This is a genomic window from Leclercia pneumoniae, assembly GCF_017348915.1.
Classification (GTDB): domain Bacteria; phylum Pseudomonadota; class Gammaproteobacteria; order Enterobacterales; family Enterobacteriaceae; genus Enterobacter; species Enterobacter pneumoniae.
Map to the genome: position 1 here is coordinate 172,983 of NZ_CP071383.1, position 18,334 is coordinate 191,316.

Annotated in this window: 15 protein-coding genes, 1 tRNA gene and 2 other RNA genes; 12 read left to right on the plus strand and 6 right to left on the minus strand. The window is 55.4% G+C overall.

Annotation, left to right across the window (positions count from 1 at the left end; translation table 11 throughout):
* Positions 1 to 3: 3 nt before the first annotated feature.
* The 3 genes from JZ655_RS00805 to JZ655_RS00815 form a co-directional block, all read right to left on the minus strand.
* The gene (locus JZ655_RS00805) at positions 4 to 753 is read right to left on the minus strand and encodes a sugar phosphate isomerase/epimerase family protein (RefSeq protein WP_040077906.1); all 750 of its coding nucleotides are present in this window, start codon (positions 751 to 753) and stop codon (positions 4 to 6) included.
* Positions 754 to 854: 101 nt separating this feature from the next.
* On the minus strand, positions 855 to 1,871 hold the full coding sequence (locus JZ655_RS00810; protein ID WP_207292768.1) for a LacI family DNA-binding transcriptional regulator: 1,017 nt from the start codon (positions 1,869 to 1,871) through the stop codon (positions 855 to 857).
* Between the two features lie 60 nt (positions 1,872 to 1,931).
* The gene (locus JZ655_RS00815) at positions 1,932 to 2,594 is read right to left on the minus strand and encodes an OmpA family lipoprotein (protein WP_040077908.1); all 663 of its coding nucleotides are present in this window, start codon (positions 2,592 to 2,594) and stop codon (positions 1,932 to 1,934) included.
* 216 nt (positions 2,595 to 2,810) lie between these two features.
* Between JZ655_RS00815 and JZ655_RS00820 the strand changes: the two genes are divergently transcribed.
* Positions 2,811 to 5,090, plus strand: a complete 2,280-nt coding sequence (locus tag JZ655_RS00820; protein WP_242637327.1) for a molybdopterin guanine dinucleotide-containing S/N-oxide reductase — start codon at positions 2,811 to 2,813, stop codon at positions 5,088 to 5,090.
* Here the strand turns inward: JZ655_RS00820 and JZ655_RS00825 are convergent.
* A complete protein-coding gene (locus JZ655_RS00825; protein ID WP_046886262.1) occupies positions 5,059 to 5,499 on the minus strand; it encodes an N-acetyltransferase in 441 nt (146 codons plus the stop codon). The genes JZ655_RS00820 and JZ655_RS00825 overlap by 32 nt on opposite strands.
* Positions 5,477 to 6,058 carry a DNA-3-methyladenine glycosylase I gene (gene tag, locus JZ655_RS00830; RefSeq protein WP_207292770.1) on the minus strand — a complete coding sequence of 194 codons (582 nt, stop codon included), beginning with the start codon at positions 6,056 to 6,058 and terminating at the stop codon, positions 5,477 to 5,479. The genes JZ655_RS00825 and tag overlap by 23 nt, the downstream gene beginning before the upstream one ends.
* Before the next feature lie 185 nt (positions 6,059 to 6,243).
* Between tag and JZ655_RS00835 the strand changes: the two genes are divergently transcribed.
* The 11 genes from JZ655_RS00835 (at position 6,244) to dppF (ending at position 17,166) form a co-directional block, all read left to right on the plus strand.
* A complete protein-coding gene (locus tag JZ655_RS00835; protein ID WP_207292771.1) occupies positions 6,244 to 6,948 on the plus strand; it encodes an autotransporter domain-containing protein in 705 nt (234 codons plus the stop codon).
* Between the two features lie 235 nt (positions 6,949 to 7,183).
* Positions 7,184 to 8,386: an L-lactate MFS transporter gene (locus tag JZ655_RS00840; protein WP_040077914.1), complete on the plus strand. Its 1,203-nt coding sequence runs from the start codon at positions 7,184 to 7,186 to the stop codon at positions 8,384 to 8,386.
* Between the two features lie 262 nt (positions 8,387 to 8,648).
* Positions 8,649 to 10,340, plus strand: a complete 1,692-nt coding sequence (eptB, locus tag JZ655_RS00845; RefSeq protein ID WP_207292772.1) for a kdo(2)-lipid A phosphoethanolamine 7''-transferase — start codon at positions 8,649 to 8,651, stop codon at positions 10,338 to 10,340.
* 90 nt (positions 10,341 to 10,430) lie between these two features.
* A tRNA-Pro gene (locus JZ655_RS00850) sits at positions 10,431 to 10,507 on the plus strand.
* Positions 10,508 to 10,538: 31 nt separating this feature from the next.
* A non-coding RNA gene (locus tag JZ655_RS00855) (RtT sRNA) lies at positions 10,539 to 10,673 on the plus strand.
* A gap of 31 nt (positions 10,674 to 10,704) precedes the next feature.
* Positions 10,705 to 10,839, plus strand: a non-coding RNA gene (locus JZ655_RS00860) — RtT sRNA.
* Between the two features lie 624 nt (positions 10,840 to 11,463).
* Positions 11,464 to 13,071, plus strand: coding sequence for a dipeptide ABC transporter periplasmic-binding protein DppA (dppA, locus tag JZ655_RS00865; protein WP_207292773.1), 1,608 nt, complete (start codon positions 11,464 to 11,466; stop codon positions 13,069 to 13,071).
* 159 nt (positions 13,072 to 13,230) lie between these two features.
* Positions 13,231 to 14,250: a dipeptide ABC transporter permease DppB gene (gene dppB / locus JZ655_RS00870; RefSeq protein ID WP_040077917.1), complete on the plus strand. Its 1,020-nt coding sequence runs from the start codon at positions 13,231 to 13,233 to the stop codon at positions 14,248 to 14,250.
* Between the two features lie 9 nt (positions 14,251 to 14,259).
* Positions 14,260 to 15,162 (plus strand): dipeptide ABC transporter permease DppC, encoded by a 903-nt coding sequence (dppC, locus tag JZ655_RS00875; protein WP_046886256.1) that lies wholly within the window; start codon positions 14,260 to 14,262, stop codon positions 15,160 to 15,162.
* A 10-nt stretch (positions 15,163 to 15,172) separates the two neighbouring features.
* Positions 15,173 to 16,156, plus strand: a complete 984-nt coding sequence (gene dppD / locus JZ655_RS00880; protein ID WP_040077920.1) for a dipeptide ABC transporter ATP-binding protein — start codon at positions 15,173 to 15,175, stop codon at positions 16,154 to 16,156.
* Positions 16,153 to 17,166 carry a dipeptide ABC transporter ATP-binding subunit DppF gene (gene dppF, locus JZ655_RS00885; RefSeq protein WP_046886255.1) on the plus strand — a complete coding sequence of 338 codons (1,014 nt, stop codon included), beginning with the start codon at positions 16,153 to 16,155 and terminating at the stop codon, positions 17,164 to 17,166. Before dppD ends, dppF begins: the two co-directional genes overlap by 4 nt.
* Positions 17,167 to 17,220: 54 nt before the next feature.
* Here the strand turns inward: dppF and coaA are convergent, their stop codons facing one another.
* On the minus strand, positions 17,221 to 18,171 hold the full coding sequence (coaA, locus tag JZ655_RS00890; RefSeq protein WP_207292774.1) for a type I pantothenate kinase: 951 nt from the start codon (positions 18,169 to 18,171) through the stop codon (positions 17,221 to 17,223).
* Between the last annotated feature and the right edge of the window lie 163 nt (positions 18,172 to 18,334).

Below are 18,334 nucleotides of genomic sequence, written 5' to 3' on the forward strand. Positions count from 1 at the left end.
GGCTTAGACCTCGCGCAGTAAATTAACGTAGTGACGGGTGACGGCCGTCAGATCCGGGCCTTCAAGCGGGAACTCGATCCCGCGAGGCGCATCGGCAGGCAGCCGATCCAGCAGCGCCAGCCAGCGGCAGTTTTCTGCTGCCGGGGGGACGGCACGAAAGTGATGTTGATGCGGCTCCGCCGCCTTCACGTGAATATAGCTCACCGCAGGCGCCAGGTGCTGCGCGGCCTCTTCCGGTGAATCACCTACCCACAGCCAGTTGCCCATATCGAACGTCAGGCTCACCGGAAGCGCCTGCACCCGGCAGGCGGCTTTAAAGCGCTGCATAGGGGCGAGCTGACCGAAATCAGTCTGATCGTTCTCGACCACCAGCGTCATGCCGCTCTCCTGCAGTAGCGGGCGCAGGGCTTCAAGCTGGTTTTTATCGCGAAAATGACCTAAAGAGACCTTCAGCCAGAGGGCATTAAGCGTACTGGCTTCGGCAAGGTAGCGCGGCAGCGCTGGGTTCAGCTCGCCTTCGGCGGTGAACAGGGAATCGGGAGCGGAGTAGCAGGCTAGCAGGCCCAGCAGCTCAATGGAGCGCGCCAGGGTAGGCAGCGCATTCAGTTCAGCGTCGTTGAACAGTTCGCGGCGGATCTCCACGCCGTCTGCGCCCGCTTTAGCAATGACAGGCAGTATGGCGCGCTGGCCCCCTGCTTCACGTATCCGGTCGGCGCCATAGGCGGCGGTGACGACAATAATTTTTCTGCCCACTGGCTGACTCCATCGCGTTATCGATACTATTACGCTAGATGGAACCGGTTCCAAAGAAAAGATCAGTATGTTGAATTTATGATCGTCATCACGAAGGGAGGTTAACGGGCGGTAGAGCCGCGAACAATCAGCTCGCCGGAGAAGTGCTGCTCGCGTACGGTATCACTGGCCCCTTCAATGCGGCGCACAACCTGTTCCACCGCGGCATAGCCAATCTGCCAGGTGGGCTGTTTAAGGGTGGTGATCCCCACGCCTGCCAGTTCTGCCCACTCCAGCTCATCAAAGCCCAGTAAGCCGATGTCGCGGCCCCAGTGCAGCCCAACACGGCGCAGAGAACGAGCCACCTGCAGGGTGAGGGCACCGTTAGCGGAGATCACCGCCTTGCGCATACCGCGATGGCGTGAGTGGAATTGACGCAGGGCGATGTCCATCTGGTCCCCTTCATGCAGGGGAATTTCCGCGTTTTCAGCAATGACGCCAGGATAGCGGGCCAGGGTAGCGCGGAAGGCCGCCAGGCGTTCGCGGCGAGTATTGACCATACCCAGCGGCTCGCTGAGGAATAGGATCGCTTCAAAGCCCTGTTCGATAAGATGTTCTGTCGCCGTCGTGGCGGCCTGCGTATTGTCCAGACCCACGACGTCGCAGGCAAATTCGGGAATTTTACGGTCGATAAGCACCATCGGCAGCGCTGACTGTTGCAGGCGGTTTAGCCCCTCTTCGCGCATGCCCACCGCGTTGACCACAATGCCTTCAACCTGATAACTGCGCAGCAGATCGAGATAGTGCAGCTCCTGGTCGAGTTCATTATTAGTGTTACAGACCAGCGGGGTGAACCCCTTTTCCCGACAGGCGGCTTCGATACCGCTCAGAACATTGACGGAGTAGGGGTTGGTGATATCGGCGATAATCAGGCCAATGAGCCGCGTACGGCCATGCTTCAGGCCACGGGCCATCAGGCTTGGACGATAGTTAAGATCGGCGATCGCCTGTTCAATACGGGCCAGCAGCGCGTCGGAAAGCAGATGCTTTTCACCGTTGAGGTAACGGGAAATACTGGTTTTACCGGTTTTGGCGGCTTTCGCCACGTCGCTGATAGTGGCCCGTGTTGATTTGCTCATCGCTGATTCCTTTGCCTGAAGTGAGAACACCTTAGCGCGAAAATCAACGATGGCAAGCCCTTACTGGATTGGGCTCAGGGTAATTTCTACGCGGCGGTTCTGCGCTTTGCCTTCCGCCGTGCTGTTACTGGCGATCGGATTTGCCGGGCCCATACCGTTGGTACGAATACGGTTCGCGGCGACGCCCTGGGTGATCAGCGCGCTGGCCACGGAATCCGCACGCTGCTGGGAGAGACGCATGTTCAGATCCTGGCTGCCGGTGCTGTCGGTGTAGCCAAGCACGTTAACCGCCGTTTTGCTGTACTCTTTCAGCACCATCGCCACGCCGGTCAGGGTATTCGCGCCAGCCGGTTTCAGCGTTGCGCTGCTGCTATCGAAGGTCACATTGTTTGGCATGTTCAGAATGATGTTATCGCCGCTGCGCGTCACGCTAACGCCTGTACCCTGCATTTTGTCGCGCAGTTTTGCTTCCTGCACGTCCATGTAATAACCGACGCCGCCGCCCAGCGCGGCACCGGCTGCTGCGCCAATTAACGCTCCTTTGCCGCGATCTTTCTTAGAGGAGGAGAGGGCGCCAACGCCCGCGCCTACCAGGGAACCGAGCCCGGCACCGATGCCGGATTTACCGGCTTCGCGTTCGCCGGTGTAAGGGTTTGTGGTGCAGCCTGAAACAGCCAGTGCGCCGCTGACCAGCGCGGCAATCATGAGTACGCGTTTTTTCATCTTATTTCCTTAATCCTTTTTATTCTTTGCCACGACGAGCGTGGCGGTTGATTATGACGCGCAGATATGTAGAAAATTCCAGGGATAACTCTGAATTATGTTTCTAATCATAAACAGCCTCGAAGAAGGCGATGAAAACCTGCAACAGGCAACCCGGGAGCGCACGCTTTGACCACTTCAATTAAAACCATTCTGACTGCGGCCCACTGGGGGCCGATGCTGGTAGAGACCGATGGCGACACAGTGTTGTCATCCCGCGGGGCGCTGCCCACCCCTTACCCGAACTCATTGCAGACGGTGGTGCGCGATCAGGTGCACAGTAAAACCCGCGTGCGCTGGCCGATGGTGCGGAAAGGTTTTCTCGCTTCGCCGGATAATCCGCAGGGGGTACGCGGGGAAGATGAATTTGTCCGTGTCAGCTGGGACGATGCCCTTGCATTGATTGATTCGCAGCATAAACGTATCCGCAACAGCTATGGCCCGTCCTCTATCTTTGCCGGATCGTACGGCTGGCGATCTAACGGCGTGTTACACAAGGCGGCGACGCTACTGCAGCGCTATATGAGCCTCGCCGGCGGCTATACCGGCCATCTTGGGGATTACTCCACCGGTGCCGCGCAGGCGATCATGCCGTATGTTGTAGGGGGAAATGAGGTTTATCAGCAGCAGACCAGCTGGCCGCTGGTGCTGGAACATACCGACGTGGTGGTGCTCTGGAGCGCCAACCCACTCAATACCCTGAAAATTGCCTGGAACGCCAGCGACGAGCAGGGTATCCCTTACTTCGATGCACTACGTAAGAGCGGTAAGCGCATCATCTGTATCGATCCTATGCGCTCCGAAACTGCCGATTTCTTCGGCGAGGCGGCAGAGTGGATCGCCCCGCATATGGGCACCGACGTGGCGATGATGCTGGGCATTGCGCATACCCTGGTTGAAAACAACTGGCACGACACGGCGTTTCTTGCCCGCTGCACCAGCGGTTATGACCAATTCGCCGATTACCTGACGGGGAAAACGGATGGCATCGCGAAAACGGCCGAGTGGGCGGCGGCGATTTGCGGCGTAAATGCCGGGAAAATTCGTGAATTGGCAGAACTCTTCCATAGCAACCGCACCATGTTGATGGCGGGCTGGGGGATGCAGCGTCAGCAGTTTGGCGAGCAGAAGCACTGGATGCTGGTCACTCTGGCAGCCATGATCGGCCAGATCGGCACGCCGGGCGGCGGTTTTGGTCTCTCTTATCACTTCGCTAATGGCGGTAATCCAACGCGTCGTGCGGCGGTACTGGCCTCGATGCAGGGCAGCGTACAGGGTGGCACCGATGCCGTAGAAAAAATCCCGGTAGCGCGCATCGTCGAGGCGCTGGAAAATCCGGGCGGTTTCTACCAGCACAACGGTATGGACCGGCACTTCCCGGATATCCGCTTCGTCTGGTGGGCGGGCGGCGCCAACTTTACGCACCATCAGGACACTAACCGATTAATCCGTGCCTGGCAGAAGCCGGAGCTGGTGGTCATTTCCGAGTGCTTCTGGACCGCAGCGGCCCGACATGCAGATATCGTTCTGCCGGCCACCACCTCGTTTGAACGCAACGACATGACCATGACCGGCGACTACAGTAATCAACACATGGTGCCCATGAAGCGCGTGGTGCCGCCGCGCGATGAGGCGCGTGATGATCTGGAGGTCTTTGCTGAGCTGAGCGAACGGTGGGAAGCGGGTGGACGTGCGCGATTTACGGAAGGCAAAACCGACCTGGAGTGGCTGGAGAGCTTCTATCAGATCGCAGCGCAGCGCGGTGCCTCACAGGGGGTGACCTTGCCGCCCTTTGCCGAGTTCTGGGAGGCGAATGCGATCGTCGAAATGCCCGAAAATGCGCAAAATGCACAGTTTGTACGTTTCGCCGACTTCCGTCGCGATCCTGAGGCGCATCCGTTAAAAACCGAAAGCGGCAAGATTGTGATCCACTCAGCACGTATCGCCAGTTTTGGTTACGCCGATTGTCCGCCGCATCCGATGTGGCTGGAGCCGGACGAGTGGCATGGCAACGCCGAGCCGCAACAACTGCAGATACTCTCTGCTCATCCAGCGCATCGCCTGCATAGCCAGCTGAACTACTCTTCACTGCGCGAACAGTATGCGGTTGCCGGGCGCGAGCCGGTCACGCTGCACCCCATCGACGCTCACGCGCGCGGCATTGCCGACGGGGATGTGGTGCGTGTCTGGAACCAGCGTGGGCAGGTACTGGCGGGGGCGGTCGTGAGCGAGGGTATCAAGCCCGGCGTGATCTGTATTCACCAGGGGGCATGGCCTGATCTGGAACGTAGCGCAGGGGGGATCTGTAAAAACGGTGCGGTTAACGTTCTGACGAAAGATCTCCCCAGCTCGAAGCTAGGGAATGGTTGCGCGGGGAATACGGCGCTGGCCTGGCTGGAGAAATATCAAGGGCCGGAGCTACCGCTTACGGCGTTTGATCCGCCTGCCAGCTCATAATCCACGTCGGGTGCTGGGTGTCTTCCTGCCAGGCGCTATCCATAATGCGAAAGCCCTGAGCATGGTAGAAATTCACCGCCCGGGTGTTTTTCTGATACACCTCCAGGCTCAGGGCCGGGTAGCGCTGTTTAACATGGTTGATCAGCGCCTTCCCGATGCCTTTACCCGTGTATGACGGCGCGACAAATAGCGCGCCGATATACTGAACATGCAGGACGCTGATAAATCCGCACACCTCATCTGCCTCGTCCCAGACCCAGGTCTCTGCCGATGGCAGATAAACATCCCGGACGATCGCTTCGCTCTCTTGCCAGTAGCTGGCCTCAATAAACGGATGGGCGAGGGTGGTACTTTCCAGCCATAAGCGCAGCAAGGGAGAGGTGTCATCACTCAGCCATGCGCGGATCATGCTGGCCTCCGGAATAACAAAAACAGCTCGTCACGTGGTCATTCACCATCCCGCTGGCCTGCATAAAGGCATAACAGATGGTGGTGCCGACAAATTTAAACCCGCGCTTTTTCAGCGCTTTCGATAAGGCGTCTGAGGTTGGCGTCGAGGCGGGGACCTCTGCCAGGGTCGTGGCCTGGGTCAGTTGCGGCTGATGGCCGACAAACGACCAGATAAAATCTGAAAATGCTTCGCCATTTGCCTCCATTGCCAGCAGCGCGCGTGCGTTACCGATAATGGCCTGAATCTTACCGCGATGGCGGATAATCCCTGCGTCCTGCACCAGCCGCTCAACGTCGTCTTCCGTCATCTCCGCCACCTTTTCCGGATCGAAATGGTGGAAGGCCTGGCGGTAATTCTCGCGTTTTTTCAATACGGTAATCCAGGAAAGACCGGCCTGCTGGCCCTCAAGGCAGATCATTTCAAAAAGATAGCGGCGGTCGGTTTCTGGTACGCCCCACTCTTTATCGTGATAGGCGATATAAAGCGGGTCTTCGCTTACCCAGCCACAACGTTGCATAGTCCATCTCCCTCATAGTGATTGAATCCACGAAAATTTCCATCGGCCCGGCTTGACGTGGTAGTTAAAAAGACAATAGTTAATACAGGGTTTAATGCGTTCTACGCCATGCCTGAAAACCCGCTTACCTATCTATTAACAATGACAAATATCGCCGAATTCGGCTCTCTTCTGGAGTCGCTTTGATGATGATAAAAAAAATCAGTGGCCGCCATGCCGCGACAGGCGTGGTGAGTTTGTTAGTCTGTCTGCTTTCAGGTAACACAGCATTTGCCTGGCAACAGGAATATATCGTTTCAGATAACGTAAATAATACTACTGAGCGCTACACATGGGATGACGATCACCAACCGCGTTATGAAGATATCCTCGCGGAGCGGATCCGCTCATCGCAAAATGCCCCGGCCGTGTCGGTCAATTTGGCCGACGCCTCTTCAGCGATGCCGGGAAGTACGATGAGCGTGGGGGTCAATATTCCTGTAGCACGCCGCATCACTACCGGGCCGATTGTCTCCTGGCGCTATGATGGCTCACCCTCCACCATGTATAACGAGTTTGGGGACAGCGTCAGCACGTCATCTCTGACCGATCCCCTCTGGCATGCCAGTGTCAGCACCCTGGGCTGGCGTGTAGACTCCCATCTGGGCGGCCTGCGGCCATGGGCGCAAATCAGTTATAACCAGCAGTTTGGCGATAACCAGTGGAAGAGCCAGGCGGGGTTCAGTAAAACCGCTGCATCGCAGCAGCCAGACAGCTGGATGGACGTCACCGTGGGGGCCGATATTCCGCTTTATCCCCATATGGCGGCCTACGCTTCGCTCTCTCAGTCTGCGAGCATGGTCTTAGGCGAGGATTACCTCTATACGCTGGGTGTTAGCGCTAAGTTTTAAAGTTGTTGTTTTTTTGTGCGTTAAATTCGTAAAAAGTGTACGGATGGCAGGCCTTGTAGCGATAGTAGGTACTAACGCAATTGGGCAGAATCGTATCGTCCAGGCCATTCATTCCCCATTTACGGCATTTCATTCCGTCTCCCCTGCATTTCATACCGTTTTCCCCCTATGGATGCAGGGTTTTGCGTATCGTTGTCAGCAGTGAATTTCCCCTTTTCCCTGCAGGACAACTGCCATGAATACATCAACCTCTAACCGCACTCGCTGGCTTACCCTTTTCGGTACAATCGTGACTCAGTTTGCGCTGGGATCGGTTTATACCTGGAGCCTGTTTAACAGCGCGCTGTCCGAGAAACTGGATGCGCCTGTCAGTCAGGTTGCTTTCTCGTTTGGCTTACTGAGCCTGGGCCTGGCGCTCTCCTCCTCCGTGGCCGGTAAATTACAAGAGCGTTTTGGCGTGAAGCGCGTGACCATGGCCTCCGGGATTATGCTGGGTGTCGGCTTCTTCCTGACGGCACATTCCAACAGCCTGCTGATGTTGTGGCTCAGCGCCGGGGTGCTGGTCGGGTTAGCGGACGGGGCGGGTTACCTGCTGACGCTGTCGAACTGTGTGAAATGGTTCCCCGAGCGTAAAGGGCTGATCTCTGCCTTTTCGATCGGCTCCTATGGTTTGGGCAGCCTCGGGTTTAAATTTATCGATTCCCAACTGCTGGCTTCAGTCGGCCTCGAAAAGACCTTTATGATCTGGGGCGCCATCGTGCTGGTGATGATTGTCTTCGGCGCGACGTTAATGAAAGACGCACCGCAGCAAACGGTGAAGTCGGTGAATGGGGTGGTGGAGAACGACTTCACCCTGGCGCAGTCCATGCGTAAACCGCAGTACTGGATGCTGGCGGTGATGTTCCTGACTGCCTGCATGAGCGGCCTGTATGTCATCGGCGTGGCGAAAGATATCGCCCAGGGAATGGTGAAGCTGGATGTGGCCACTGCGGCGAATGCGGTGACGGTAATCTCTATCGCTAATCTCTCGGGTCGCCTGGTGCTGGGGATCCTCTCTGACAAAATCGCCCGTATCCGTGTTATCACGCTCGGACAGGTCGTCTCTCTGGTGGGGATGGCGGCGCTGCTCTTCGCTCCGCTGAATGAAATCACCTTCTTCGCGGCCATCGCCTGTGTTGCTTTTAACTTCGGTGGCACCATCACGGTCTTCCCGTCGCTGGTCAGCGAGTTCTTCGGCCTGAACAACCTGGCGAAAAACTACGGTGTGATTTACCTGGGCTTCGGGATTGGTAGTATCTGCGGTTCGTTGATTGCATCGCTGTTCGGCGGCTTCTATGTCACCTTCTGCGTTATCTTCGCTCTGCTGATCCTCTCACTGGCGCTCTCCACCACCATTCGTCAGCCGCAGCGTGAAGTTTACTCCGAAGCGCATGCCTGAATAATCCCCTAAAGGCCGGAGCCTCCGGCCTTTGCTTCCCCGCCTTACTACAGAAACGGGTCAGATGAATGTCATCGGACTTGTTTTTTTGTAAATATCTGCAGCGATCACACTCTATGCTGCCACTTTTTCGTCTCCCTGTGGTCTACTCTACCGCGCTTGAGATGGTTTCCCTTAAAAACATCGTCAACGAAGACTCCGCCTGTGCACTGTTAATCTGTAAGTGAAGCAGCAATATTTTTCTTTTTTCCAGGTCATTTTAATGAAATATATCAAAGCGATGACGCAACAAAAGCTGAGCTTTTTGCTGGCGTTGTACATCGGTCTGTTTATGAATGGCGCCGTATTTTTCCGTCGGTTTGATGGCTATGCGCAAAACTTTACCGCCTTGAAAGGAGTTGCTGCGGTTGTTGAGTTGGCTGCTACGGTACTCGTCACCTTCTTCTTATTACGCTTGCTTTCGCTGTTTGGGCGACGGGTATGGCGGGTACTGGCCACGCTGGTGGTGTTGTGCTCGGCGGGTGCCAGTTACTACATGACGTTTATGAACGTGGTGATCGGCTACGGGATTATCGCGTCGGTGATGACCACCGATATTGACCTCTCTAAAGAGGTGGTTGGCTGGCACTTTATCCTCTGGCTGGTCTGCGTCAGCGTGTTGCCGCTGCTCTTTATCTGGAGTAACCGCTGCCGTTATACCTTGCTCCGTCAGCTGCGTACGCCAGGTCAACGTATCAGAAGTGTTGCGCTGGTGGTGATTGCCGGTTTGATGGTCTGGGGCCCGATTCGCTTACTGGACATTCAGCAGAAACACGTTGAGCGTACGACCGGTGTCGATATGCCGAGTTACGGCGGCGTGGTGGCGAACTCCTATCTGCCATCAAACTGGATCTCGGCGCTGGGGTTATATGCCTGGGCGCAGGTGGATGAGTCTTCCGATAATAAATCGCTGATTAACCCGGCGAAGAAATTTAGCTATCAGGCGCCAGCGGATATTGATGACACCTACGTGGTGTTTATCATCGGTGAGACGACCCGCTGGGATCATATGGGAATGCTGGGCTATGAGCGTGACACTACGCCGAAACTGGCCCAGGAGAAAAACCTCGTTGCCTTCCGCGGTTACTCGTGTGATACGGCCACTAAGCTCTCTTTGCGCTGCATGTTTGTGCGTGAAGGCGGGGCGGATGATAACCCACAGCGTACGCTGAAAGAGCAAAACGTCTTTGCGGTACTGAGTCAGTTGGGCTTCAGTTCCGACCTGTACGCCATGCAGAGTGAGATGTGGTTCTACAGCAACACCATGGCCGATAACATTGCTTACCGCGAGCAGATTGGCGCTGAGCCACGTAACCGTGGCAAACATGTGGATGACATGCTGTTGGTCGATGAGATGCAGCGCTCTTTACAGGGCAACCCGGACGGCAAACATCTTATTATCCTGCACACCAAAGGATCGCACTTTAACTATACCCAGCGTTATCCGCGCAGTTTTGCCAAATGGACGCCGGAGTGTATTGGGGTTGATAAAGGGTGTACCAAAGAAGAGATGATTAACTCTTACGATAACTCGGTCACCTATGTGGATCACTTTATCGATAGCGTGATCGATCAGCTGCGTGATAAGAAAGCGATTGTCTTCTACGCCGCCGACCACGGGGAGTCGATCAACGAGAAGGAACATCTGCACGGTACGCCACGTAAGATGGCTCCGCCGGAGCAGTTCCGCGTGCCGATGATGGTATGGATGTCTGATAAATATCTGGAAAACCCGGATAAGGCGAAGATGTTTGCCCATCTGAAACAGCAGGCGGATATGAAAGTGCCGCACCGCCATGTTGAGCTGTACGACACGATCCTTGGCTGCCTGGGCTATACCTCGAAAGACGGTGGTATCAACGAAAATAACAACTGGTGTCATGTCCCGGATACCGGCGTAAAAGCGGTTCAGTAAAGGGTTGGCGAGCGACTCGCCACCTTAAAGGCTTTTTTATTGTAAGGGATTGACGGAGCCGTACCTCAGCAGTAAGATGCGGCCCGCATTCGGTGATTGGCGCAGCCTGGTAGCGCACTTCGTTCGGGACGAAGGGGTCGGAGGTTCGAATCCTCTATCACCGACCAAATTCAAAAGCCTGCTCACTGAGCAGGCTTTTTTGCACCTGAGGCTTGCGAGGATGAGAACCTCCGGGGGGCAGAGGTTCGACTCGAGCGAAGCGAGAGAACGTTGCGTCAGCAACGGCCCGAAGGGCGAGCCACGGAGTGGCGAGTCATCCTCTATCACTGACCAAATTCAAAAGCCTGCTCACTGAGCAGGCTTTTTTGCACCTGAGGCTTGCGAGGATGAGAACCTCCGGGGGGCAGAGGTTCGACTCGAGCGAAGCGAGAGAACGTTGCGTCAGCAACGGCCCGAAGGGCGAGCCACGGAGTGGCGAGTCATCCTCTGGCACCGACCAAATTCAAAAGCCTGCTCACTGAGCAGGCTTTTTTGCTTCTGGCGCCTAAAGTTAGTTACGACAACAAACTAAAACGCTTGTTACCTTCCATTAACCCTGCCTGTTAACGTTTTTGTGACATATTCCATTGTATTTTTTTATATATAGATTGATCTTTTTTCGCGTTGCTTATGGATAACCTCAGCATTTTCCGCTGTGCGTTTTAACGTTCGCGGAATTTAGTGCTCAGATATTCACCATCCTGTAAGAAAATTTAACCCGTCTGAATAAATGTTAATCACTGGTCACAGCAGAATAAGAAGTGAGTTGTGCTGCATCATGGCGGGTAGCATAAATTTCCCTGCTGAAAATAGTGCCTCTGGGTTTTTTTAATCTTTGTTTGCTGATTCTCACACTTAGCGTAAATCCCCGTCACCTGTATTGACGTTTTCACATTCTGTTGACAGATTGTAGGGCACGAGGGGCATTTCAGGGAGAATCTGCGCTGCAACTCAGTTGCTCTTCTGAAAGGAATCTCCATCCCTTATAACGCCTTCGGGCATCACCGACCGGACCGGGTAAAAAATAAATTAAAGGTCAGGCGGCGTAACACAACAAAAAACATCACATTGGAGCAGAATAATAATGAGTATTTCCTTGAAGAAGTCAGGGATGCTGAAGCTTGGTCTGAGCCTGGTGGCAATGACCGTCGCGGCTAGCGTGCAGGCAAAAACCCTGGTCTACTGTTCTGAAGGCTCGCCGGAAGGCTTTAACCCACAGCTGTTTACCTCTGGTACCACGTACGACGCTAGCTCCGTACCTATCTATAACCGTCTGGTTGAATTCAAAACCGGTACCACGGAAGTGATTCCGGGTCTGGCAGAGAAGTGGGAAGTCAGCGAAGACGGCAAAACCTATACCTTCCACCTGCGTCAGGGTGTGAAGTGGCAGGACAGCAAAGAATTCAAACCAACGCGCGACTTTAATGCCGACGACGTTGTGTTCTCCTTTGATCGTCAAAAAAATGCCCAGAACCCGTACCATAAAGTTTCTGGCGGCAGCTATGAATACTTCGAAGGGATGGGCCTGCCAGACCTGATTAGCGAAGTGAAGAAAGTGGACGATAAAACCGTTCAGTTCGTCCTGACGCGTCCAGAAGCGCCATTCCTGGCTGACCTGGCCATGGACTTCGCCTCTATCCTGTCTAAAGAGTATGCCGACAACATGCTGAAAGCCGGCACGCCGGAAAAAGTCGACCTGAACCCGGTCGGTACCGGTCCGTTCCAGCTCCTGCAATACCAGAAAGACTCCCGCATTCTGTACAAAGCCTTTGAAGGCTACTGGGGCACCAAGCCGCAGATCGACCGTCTGGTCTTCTCCATCACGCCTGACGCCTCCGTACGTTATGCGAAACTGCAGAAAAACGAGTGCCAGGTCATGCCGTATCCAAACCCGGCTGATATTGCACGTATGAAGCAGGACAAAAACATCAACCTGCTGGAGCAGGCGGGCCTGAACGTGGGTTACCTTTCCTTCAACACCGAGAAGAAACCGTTTGATGACGTGAAAGTGCGTCAGGCGCTGACTTACGCGGTGAACAAAGAAGCGATCATCAAAGCGGTTTACCAGGGCGCTGGCGTTGCTGCCAAAAACCTGATCCCGCCGACCATGTGGGGCTATAACGACGACGTTAAAGACTACAACTACGATCCTGAGAAAGCGAAAGCCCTGCTGAAAGAAGCGGGTCAGGATAAAGGCTTTACCGTTGAGCTGTGGGCGATGCCGGTACAGCGTCCGTACAACCCGAACGCTCGCCGTATGGCCGAGATGATTCAGGCTGACTGGGCGAAGATTGGCGTTCAGGCCAAGATCGTGACCTATGAGTGGGGCGAATACCTGAAACGTGCTAAAGCGGGTGAACACCAGGCCGTGATGATGGGCTGGACGGGCGACAACGGGGATCCGGACAACTTCTTCGCGACCCTGTTCAGCTGCGCAGCGGCGAAAGATGGCTCCAACTACTCTCGCTGGTGCTACAAGCCGTTTGAAGACCTGATTCAGCCGGCGCGCGCTGCAGAAGATCACAACAAACGTATTGAGCTGTACAAACAAGCTCAGGTGGTTATGCACGACCAGGCGCCTGCCCTGATCATCGCGCACTCCACCGTGTACGAACCAGTGCGTAAAGAAGTGAAAGGCTACGTGGTTGATCCACTGGGCAAACACCACTTCGAAAACGTCTCTGTTGAATAATAAGTAGGGTATTCTCCCTCTCCTTTTGGGAGAGGGCAGGGGTGAGGGGCGTGCATGCATCCCCTCACCCTTAACCTCTCCAAAGGGAGAGGGAATTTACATTTGTGAGCAATACAGACCACATCCCCTGGTTGTGCGTCATTATAGAGAATCCGGGTTATGTTGCAGTTCATCCTCCGACGTCTGGGGCTAGTTATCCCCACGTTTATCGGTATCACCCTTCTCACCTTTGCCTTTGTCCATATGATCCCCGGCGACCCGGTAATGATTATGGCGGGCGAGCGTGGCATTTCTCCTGAACGTCATGCGCAGCTGCTGGCCGAACTGGGCCTGGATAAACCGCTGTGGCAGCAATATCTCCACTATATCTGGGGCGTGCTGCATGGTGATTTAGGCATCTCGCTGAAAAGCCGTCTCCCGGTGTGGGACGAGTTCGTGCCGCGCTTTAAAGCGACGCTGGAACTCGGCGTCTGCGCCATGATTTTCGCGACCGCAGTAGGCATCCCTGTTGGCGTGCTGGCTGCCGTTAAGCGCGGTTCAATCTTCGATCACACCGCGGTTGGCCTGGCGCTGACCGGCTACTCCATGCCTATCTTCTGGTGGGGCATGATGCTGATTATGCTGGTATCGGTGCAATGGAACCTGACGCCGGTATCCGGGCGAGTTAGCGATATGGTGTTCCTTGATGACACCAACCCTCTCACCGGATTCATGCTGATTGATACGGCAATCTGGGGGGAAGAGGGCAACTTTATTGATGCGGTAGCGCACATGATTCTGCCTGCGATGGTGCTGGGCACCATTCCCCTGGCCGTTATCGTGCGTATGACCCGTTCTTCAATGCTGGAGGTGCTGGGTGAGGATTACATCCGTACCGCGCGCGCCAAAGGTCTGACCCGCATGCGCGTTATCATCGTGCACGCACTGCGTAACGCCATGCTGCCGGTGGTAACCGTTATCGGTCTGCAGGTGGGAACGCTGCTGGCGGGGGCGATTTTGACCGAAACCATCTTCTCCTGGCCGGGCCTGGGACGCTGGCTGATCGACGCGCTGCAACGCCGCGATTATCCAGTGGTACAGGGCGGCGTACTGCTGGTGGCGACGATGATTATCCTCGTCAACCTGCTGGTCGATCTGCTTTACGGCGTGGTGAACCCGCGTATTCGGCATAAGAAGTAAGGGGCCATCATGTCACAAGTTACTGAAAATAAAGTGGTCGCAGCACCGGTTCCCATGACGCCGCTGCAGGAGTTCTGGCACTACTTCAAACGCAACAAAGGGGCGGTGGTAGGGCTGGTGTATGTCACTGTCATGATCCTGATTGCGGTCTTTGCGAACGTTCTCGCGCCCTATAACCCGGCGGATCAGTTCCGTGATTCGCTTCTGGCGCCACCGGTATGGCAGGAGGGGGGAACCTTTGCCCATCTGTTAGGTACCGATGATGTGGGCCGTGATGTCCTGTCGCGCCTGATGTACGGCGCACGTCTGTCGCTGCTGGTGGGCTGCCTGGTGGTGGTGCTGTCGCTGGTTATGGGCGTGGTACTCGGCCTGGTGGCCGGTTACTTCGGCGGTATCGTTGATAACATCATTATGCGTATCGTCGATATTATGCTGGCGCTGCCAAGTCTGCTGCTGGCGCTGGTATTGGTGGCCATCTTCGGCCCGTCGATCGGCAACGCCGCGCTGGCGCTAACCTTTGTGGCACTGCCTCACTATGTACGTCTCACGCGTGCGGCTGTGCTGGTAGAAGTGAACCGCGATTACGTCACCGCTTCCCGCGTAGCGGGTGCCGGTGCGATGCGTCAGATGTTCGTTAATATCTTCCCGAACTGCCTTGCGCCGTTGATTGTTCAGGCGTCGCTTGGTTTCTCTAACGCCATTCTCGATATGGCCGCTCTTGGCTTCCTTGGCATGGGTGCGCAACCGCCAACACCGGAGTGGGGCACCATGCTCTCCGATGTGTTGCAGTTCGCGCAAAGCGCCTGGTGGGTCGTCACCTTCCCGGGTCTGGCGATTCTGCTCACGGTGCTGGCATTTAACCTGATGGGTGATGGTCTGCGTGATGCACTTGATCCCAAACTGAAGCAGTAAGAGGCACGAGATGGCGTTATTAAATGTAAATGAATTATCGGTGCACTTCGGCGACGAAGGCACACCGTTTCGCGCCGTGGACCGCATCAGCTATAGCGTAAATCAGGGCGAAGTGGTCGGTATCGTAGGGGAATCGGGCTCCGGTAAGTCAGTAAGTTCACTGGCGATTATGGGACTGATTGACTATCCCGGCCGCGTCATGGCTGAAAACCTGGAGTTTAACGGTCAGGATCTGAAGCGTATCTCCGAAAAACAGCGCCGCCAGCTGGTGGGCGCTGAAGTGGCGATGATCTTCCAGGATCCGATGACCAGCCTGAACCCGTGTTACACCGTTGGTTTCCAGATTATGGAAGCCATCAAGGTGCACCAGGGCGGGAATAAGAAAACCCGTCGCCAGCGCGCGATCGACCTGCTTAACCAGGTAGGTATACCGGATCCGGCATCGCGACTGGATGTTTACCCGCATCAGCTGTCCGGCGGGATGAGCCAGCGTGTGATGATTGCCATGGCGATCGCCTGTCGGCCTAAGCTGTTAATTGCGGATGAGCCGACGACCGCGCTGGATGTCACTATTCAGGCGCAAATCATCGAGCTGCTGCTGGATTTACAGCAGAAAGAGAACATGGCGCTGGTGCTGATTACGCACGACCTGGCGCTGGTGGCCGAAGCGGCGCACAAAATCATCGTAATGTATGCAGGTCAGGTGGTAGAGACCGGAAGTTCGCACGACATCTTCCGCGCGCCGCGTCACCCGTACACTCAGGCTCTGCTGCGTGCTCTGCCGGAATTTGCGCAGGATAAAGCGCGTCTGGCCTCGCTGCCGGGCGTGGTACCGGGTAAATATGACCGTCCGCAGGGCTGTCTGCTCAACCCGCGCTGTCCGTATGCAACGGATAAGTGTCGCGTCGATGAACCCGCGCTGAACCTGCTGGCTGACGGTCGTCAGTCCAAATGCCACTACCCACTCGATGATGCCGGGAGGCCAACACTATGAGTACGCAACAGGCCGCCACGCAACAACCGCTGTTGCAGGCCATCGATCTAAAAAAACATTACCCGGTGAAGAAGGGACTGTTTGCCCCCGAGCGCCTGGTGAAAGCCCTGGACGGCGTGTCGTTCAACCTCGAGCGCGGTAAAACGCTGGCGGTAGTGGGTGAATCGGGCTGTGGAAAATCTACACTGGGTCGTCTGCTGACAATGATCGAAACGCCAACCGGCGGCGAACTGTACTATCAGGGCCAGGATCTGCTTAAGCACGATCCGCAGGCGCAGAAGCTGCGTCGCCAGAAAATCCAGATTGTGTTTCAGAACCCCTACGGTTCCCTGAACCCGCGTAAAAAAGTGGGACAGATTCTGGAAGAGCCGCTGCTGATTAACGCTTCACTGAGTAAAGAGCAGCGCCGGGAAAAAGCGCTGGCGATGATGGCGAAAGTGGGTCTGAAAACCGAGCATTATGATCGCTACCCGCATATGTTCTCTGGCGGCCAGCGTCAACGTATCGCCATTGCCCGCGGTCTGATGCTTGACCCGGACGTGGTGATTGCCGATGAACCGGTTTCCGCGCTCGACGTTTCTGTGCGCGCTCAGGTGTTAAACCTGATGATGGATCTGCAGCAGGAACTGGGGCTCTCTTATGTGTTCATTTCGCACGACCTCTCCGTGGTGGAGCATATTGCTGACGAAGTGATGGTGATGTATCTGGGGCGCTGCGTAGAGAAGGGGAGCAAAGACCAGATCTTTAACAATCCGCGTCACCCTTATACTCAGGCGCTGCTGTCAGCAACACCTCGCCTTAATCCGGACGATCGCCGCGAGCGTATCAAGCTGACCGGCGAGCTGCCGAGCCCGCTGAATCCACCGCCGGGCTGTGCGTTCAACGCCCGCTGTCGTCGTCGCTTCGGGCCCTGCACGCAGTTGCAGCCGCAGTTGAAGGACTATGATGGACAGCTGGTAGCCTGCTTCGCAGTCGATCAGGATGAAAACGGCGAGAAACCGCAGCCATAAGCGAAAAACAAAAAACCGGCGATCATCGCCGGTTTTTTTGTGCCTGTCAGGCTGCTATTTGCGCAGGCGAACCTGGTCCACCGCATGATTTTCACTTTTGGTGAGGATCAGGCTGGCGCGTTCGCGGGTAGGGAGGATGTTCTCTTTCAGGTTAACGTAGTTAATTTCGTTCCACAGGGCGGTCGCCACATTCACCGCTTCTTCTTCAGAAAGCTGGGCATAGTTGTGGAAGTAAGAGTCCGGATCGGTGAACGCCCCTTCGCGGAACTTCAGGAAGCGGTTGATATACCAGCTTTGCAGTAAATCTTCCGGGGCATCGACATAAATCGAGAAATCTACGAAATCAGACACGAAGACGTGATGCGGATCGTGCGGATAATCCATACCGCTCTGCAAGACGTTTAGCCCTTCCAGAATCAGAATGTCCGGCTGAGCGACCGTTTTGTCACCATCCGGGATGCGATCATAAATGAGATGCGAATAGACCGGGGCGGTGACGTTTGGCACGCCGGACTTGAGATCCGAGACAAATTTCACCAGACGGTGCATATCGTAGGAGAGCGGGAAGCCTTTTTTCTTCATCAGACCGCGCTCTTTTAATACCTCGTTCGGGTGGAGAAAACCGTCGGTGGTGATCAATTCTACGCTGCGGTGTTCTGGCCAGCGGCTCAGCAGGGCCTGTAACACGCGAGCCGTGGTACTTTTGCCCACCGCCACGCTGCCGGCGATGCTGATGATATAAGGAATACGTTGACCGTTGGTGCCAAGGAACTGCTCCAGTACGGCCTGTCGGCGCAAATTGGAGCTGATATAGAAGTTAAGCAAGCGCGACAGAGGTAAGTAAATCTCGGCCACTTCTTCCAGAGAGAGATCTTCGTTTATCCCCTTTAACCGCGCTATCTCCCCCTCGGTTAAGGTCATAGGGACGGAGTCGCGCAAAGCAGCCCACTGGCTGCGATTAAACTGGAGATAGGGCGTCATTAGCGTTTGCTCTTTTTTGCTCATAAGCATGCTTCTGTGAGCCTGTGATAGCGCTTCACGTAGTAGTTAATTTTGGACAATGGGCAGGAGGTTAACACCAGATGGGAGGAATAATAAGAAAAAATATAGGCGAGACATGCGTTACGCGGGGAGCATCACGGTAAGAAAAAAACGCTATGGAGCGAGT

Excerpts from the sequence above, each read along its gene's own strand:
- JZ655_RS00815 (WP_040077908.1), bottom strand. The coding sequence starts at position 2,594 with ATGAAAAAACGCGTACTCATGATTGCCGCGCTGGTCAGCGGCGCACTG.
- JZ655_RS00840 (WP_040077914.1), top strand. The coding sequence starts at position 7,184 with ATGAATACATCAACCTCTAACCGCACTCGCTGGCTTACCCTTTTCGGT.
- dppF (WP_046886255.1), top strand. The coding sequence starts at position 16,153 with ATGAGTACGCAACAGGCCGCCACGCAACAACCGCTGTTGCAGGCCATC.
- dppB (WP_040077917.1), top strand. The coding sequence starts at position 13,231 with ATGTTGCAGTTCATCCTCCGACGTCTGGGGCTAGTTATCCCCACGTTT.
- dppA (WP_207292773.1), top strand. The coding sequence starts at position 11,464 with ATGAGTATTTCCTTGAAGAAGTCAGGGATGCTGAAGCTTGGTCTGAGC.
- dppC (WP_046886256.1), top strand. The coding sequence starts at position 14,260 with ATGTCACAAGTTACTGAAAATAAAGTGGTCGCAGCACCGGTTCCCATG.
- JZ655_RS00835 (WP_207292771.1), top strand. The coding sequence starts at position 6,244 with ATGATGATAAAAAAAATCAGTGGCCGCCATGCCGCGACAGGCGTGGTG.
- JZ655_RS00810 (WP_207292768.1), bottom strand. The coding sequence starts at position 1,871 with ATGAGCAAATCAACACGGGCCACTATCAGCGACGTGGCGAAAGCCGCC.
- tag (WP_207292770.1), bottom strand. The coding sequence starts at position 6,058 with ATGCAACGTTGTGGCTGGGTAAGCGAAGACCCGCTTTATATCGCCTAT.
- JZ655_RS00825 (WP_046886262.1), bottom strand. The coding sequence starts at position 5,499 with ATGATCCGCGCATGGCTGAGTGATGACACCTCTCCCTTGCTGCGCTTA.
- JZ655_RS00820 (WP_242637327.1), top strand. The coding sequence starts at position 2,811 with ATGCTGGTAGAGACCGATGGCGACACAGTGTTGTCATCCCGCGGGGCG.
- dppD (WP_040077920.1), top strand. The coding sequence starts at position 15,173 with ATGGCGTTATTAAATGTAAATGAATTATCGGTGCACTTCGGCGACGAA.
- coaA (WP_207292774.1), bottom strand. The coding sequence starts at position 18,171 with ATGAGCAAAAAAGAGCAAACGCTAATGACGCCCTATCTCCAGTTTAAT.
- eptB (WP_207292772.1), top strand. The coding sequence starts at position 8,649 with ATGAAATATATCAAAGCGATGACGCAACAAAAGCTGAGCTTTTTGCTG.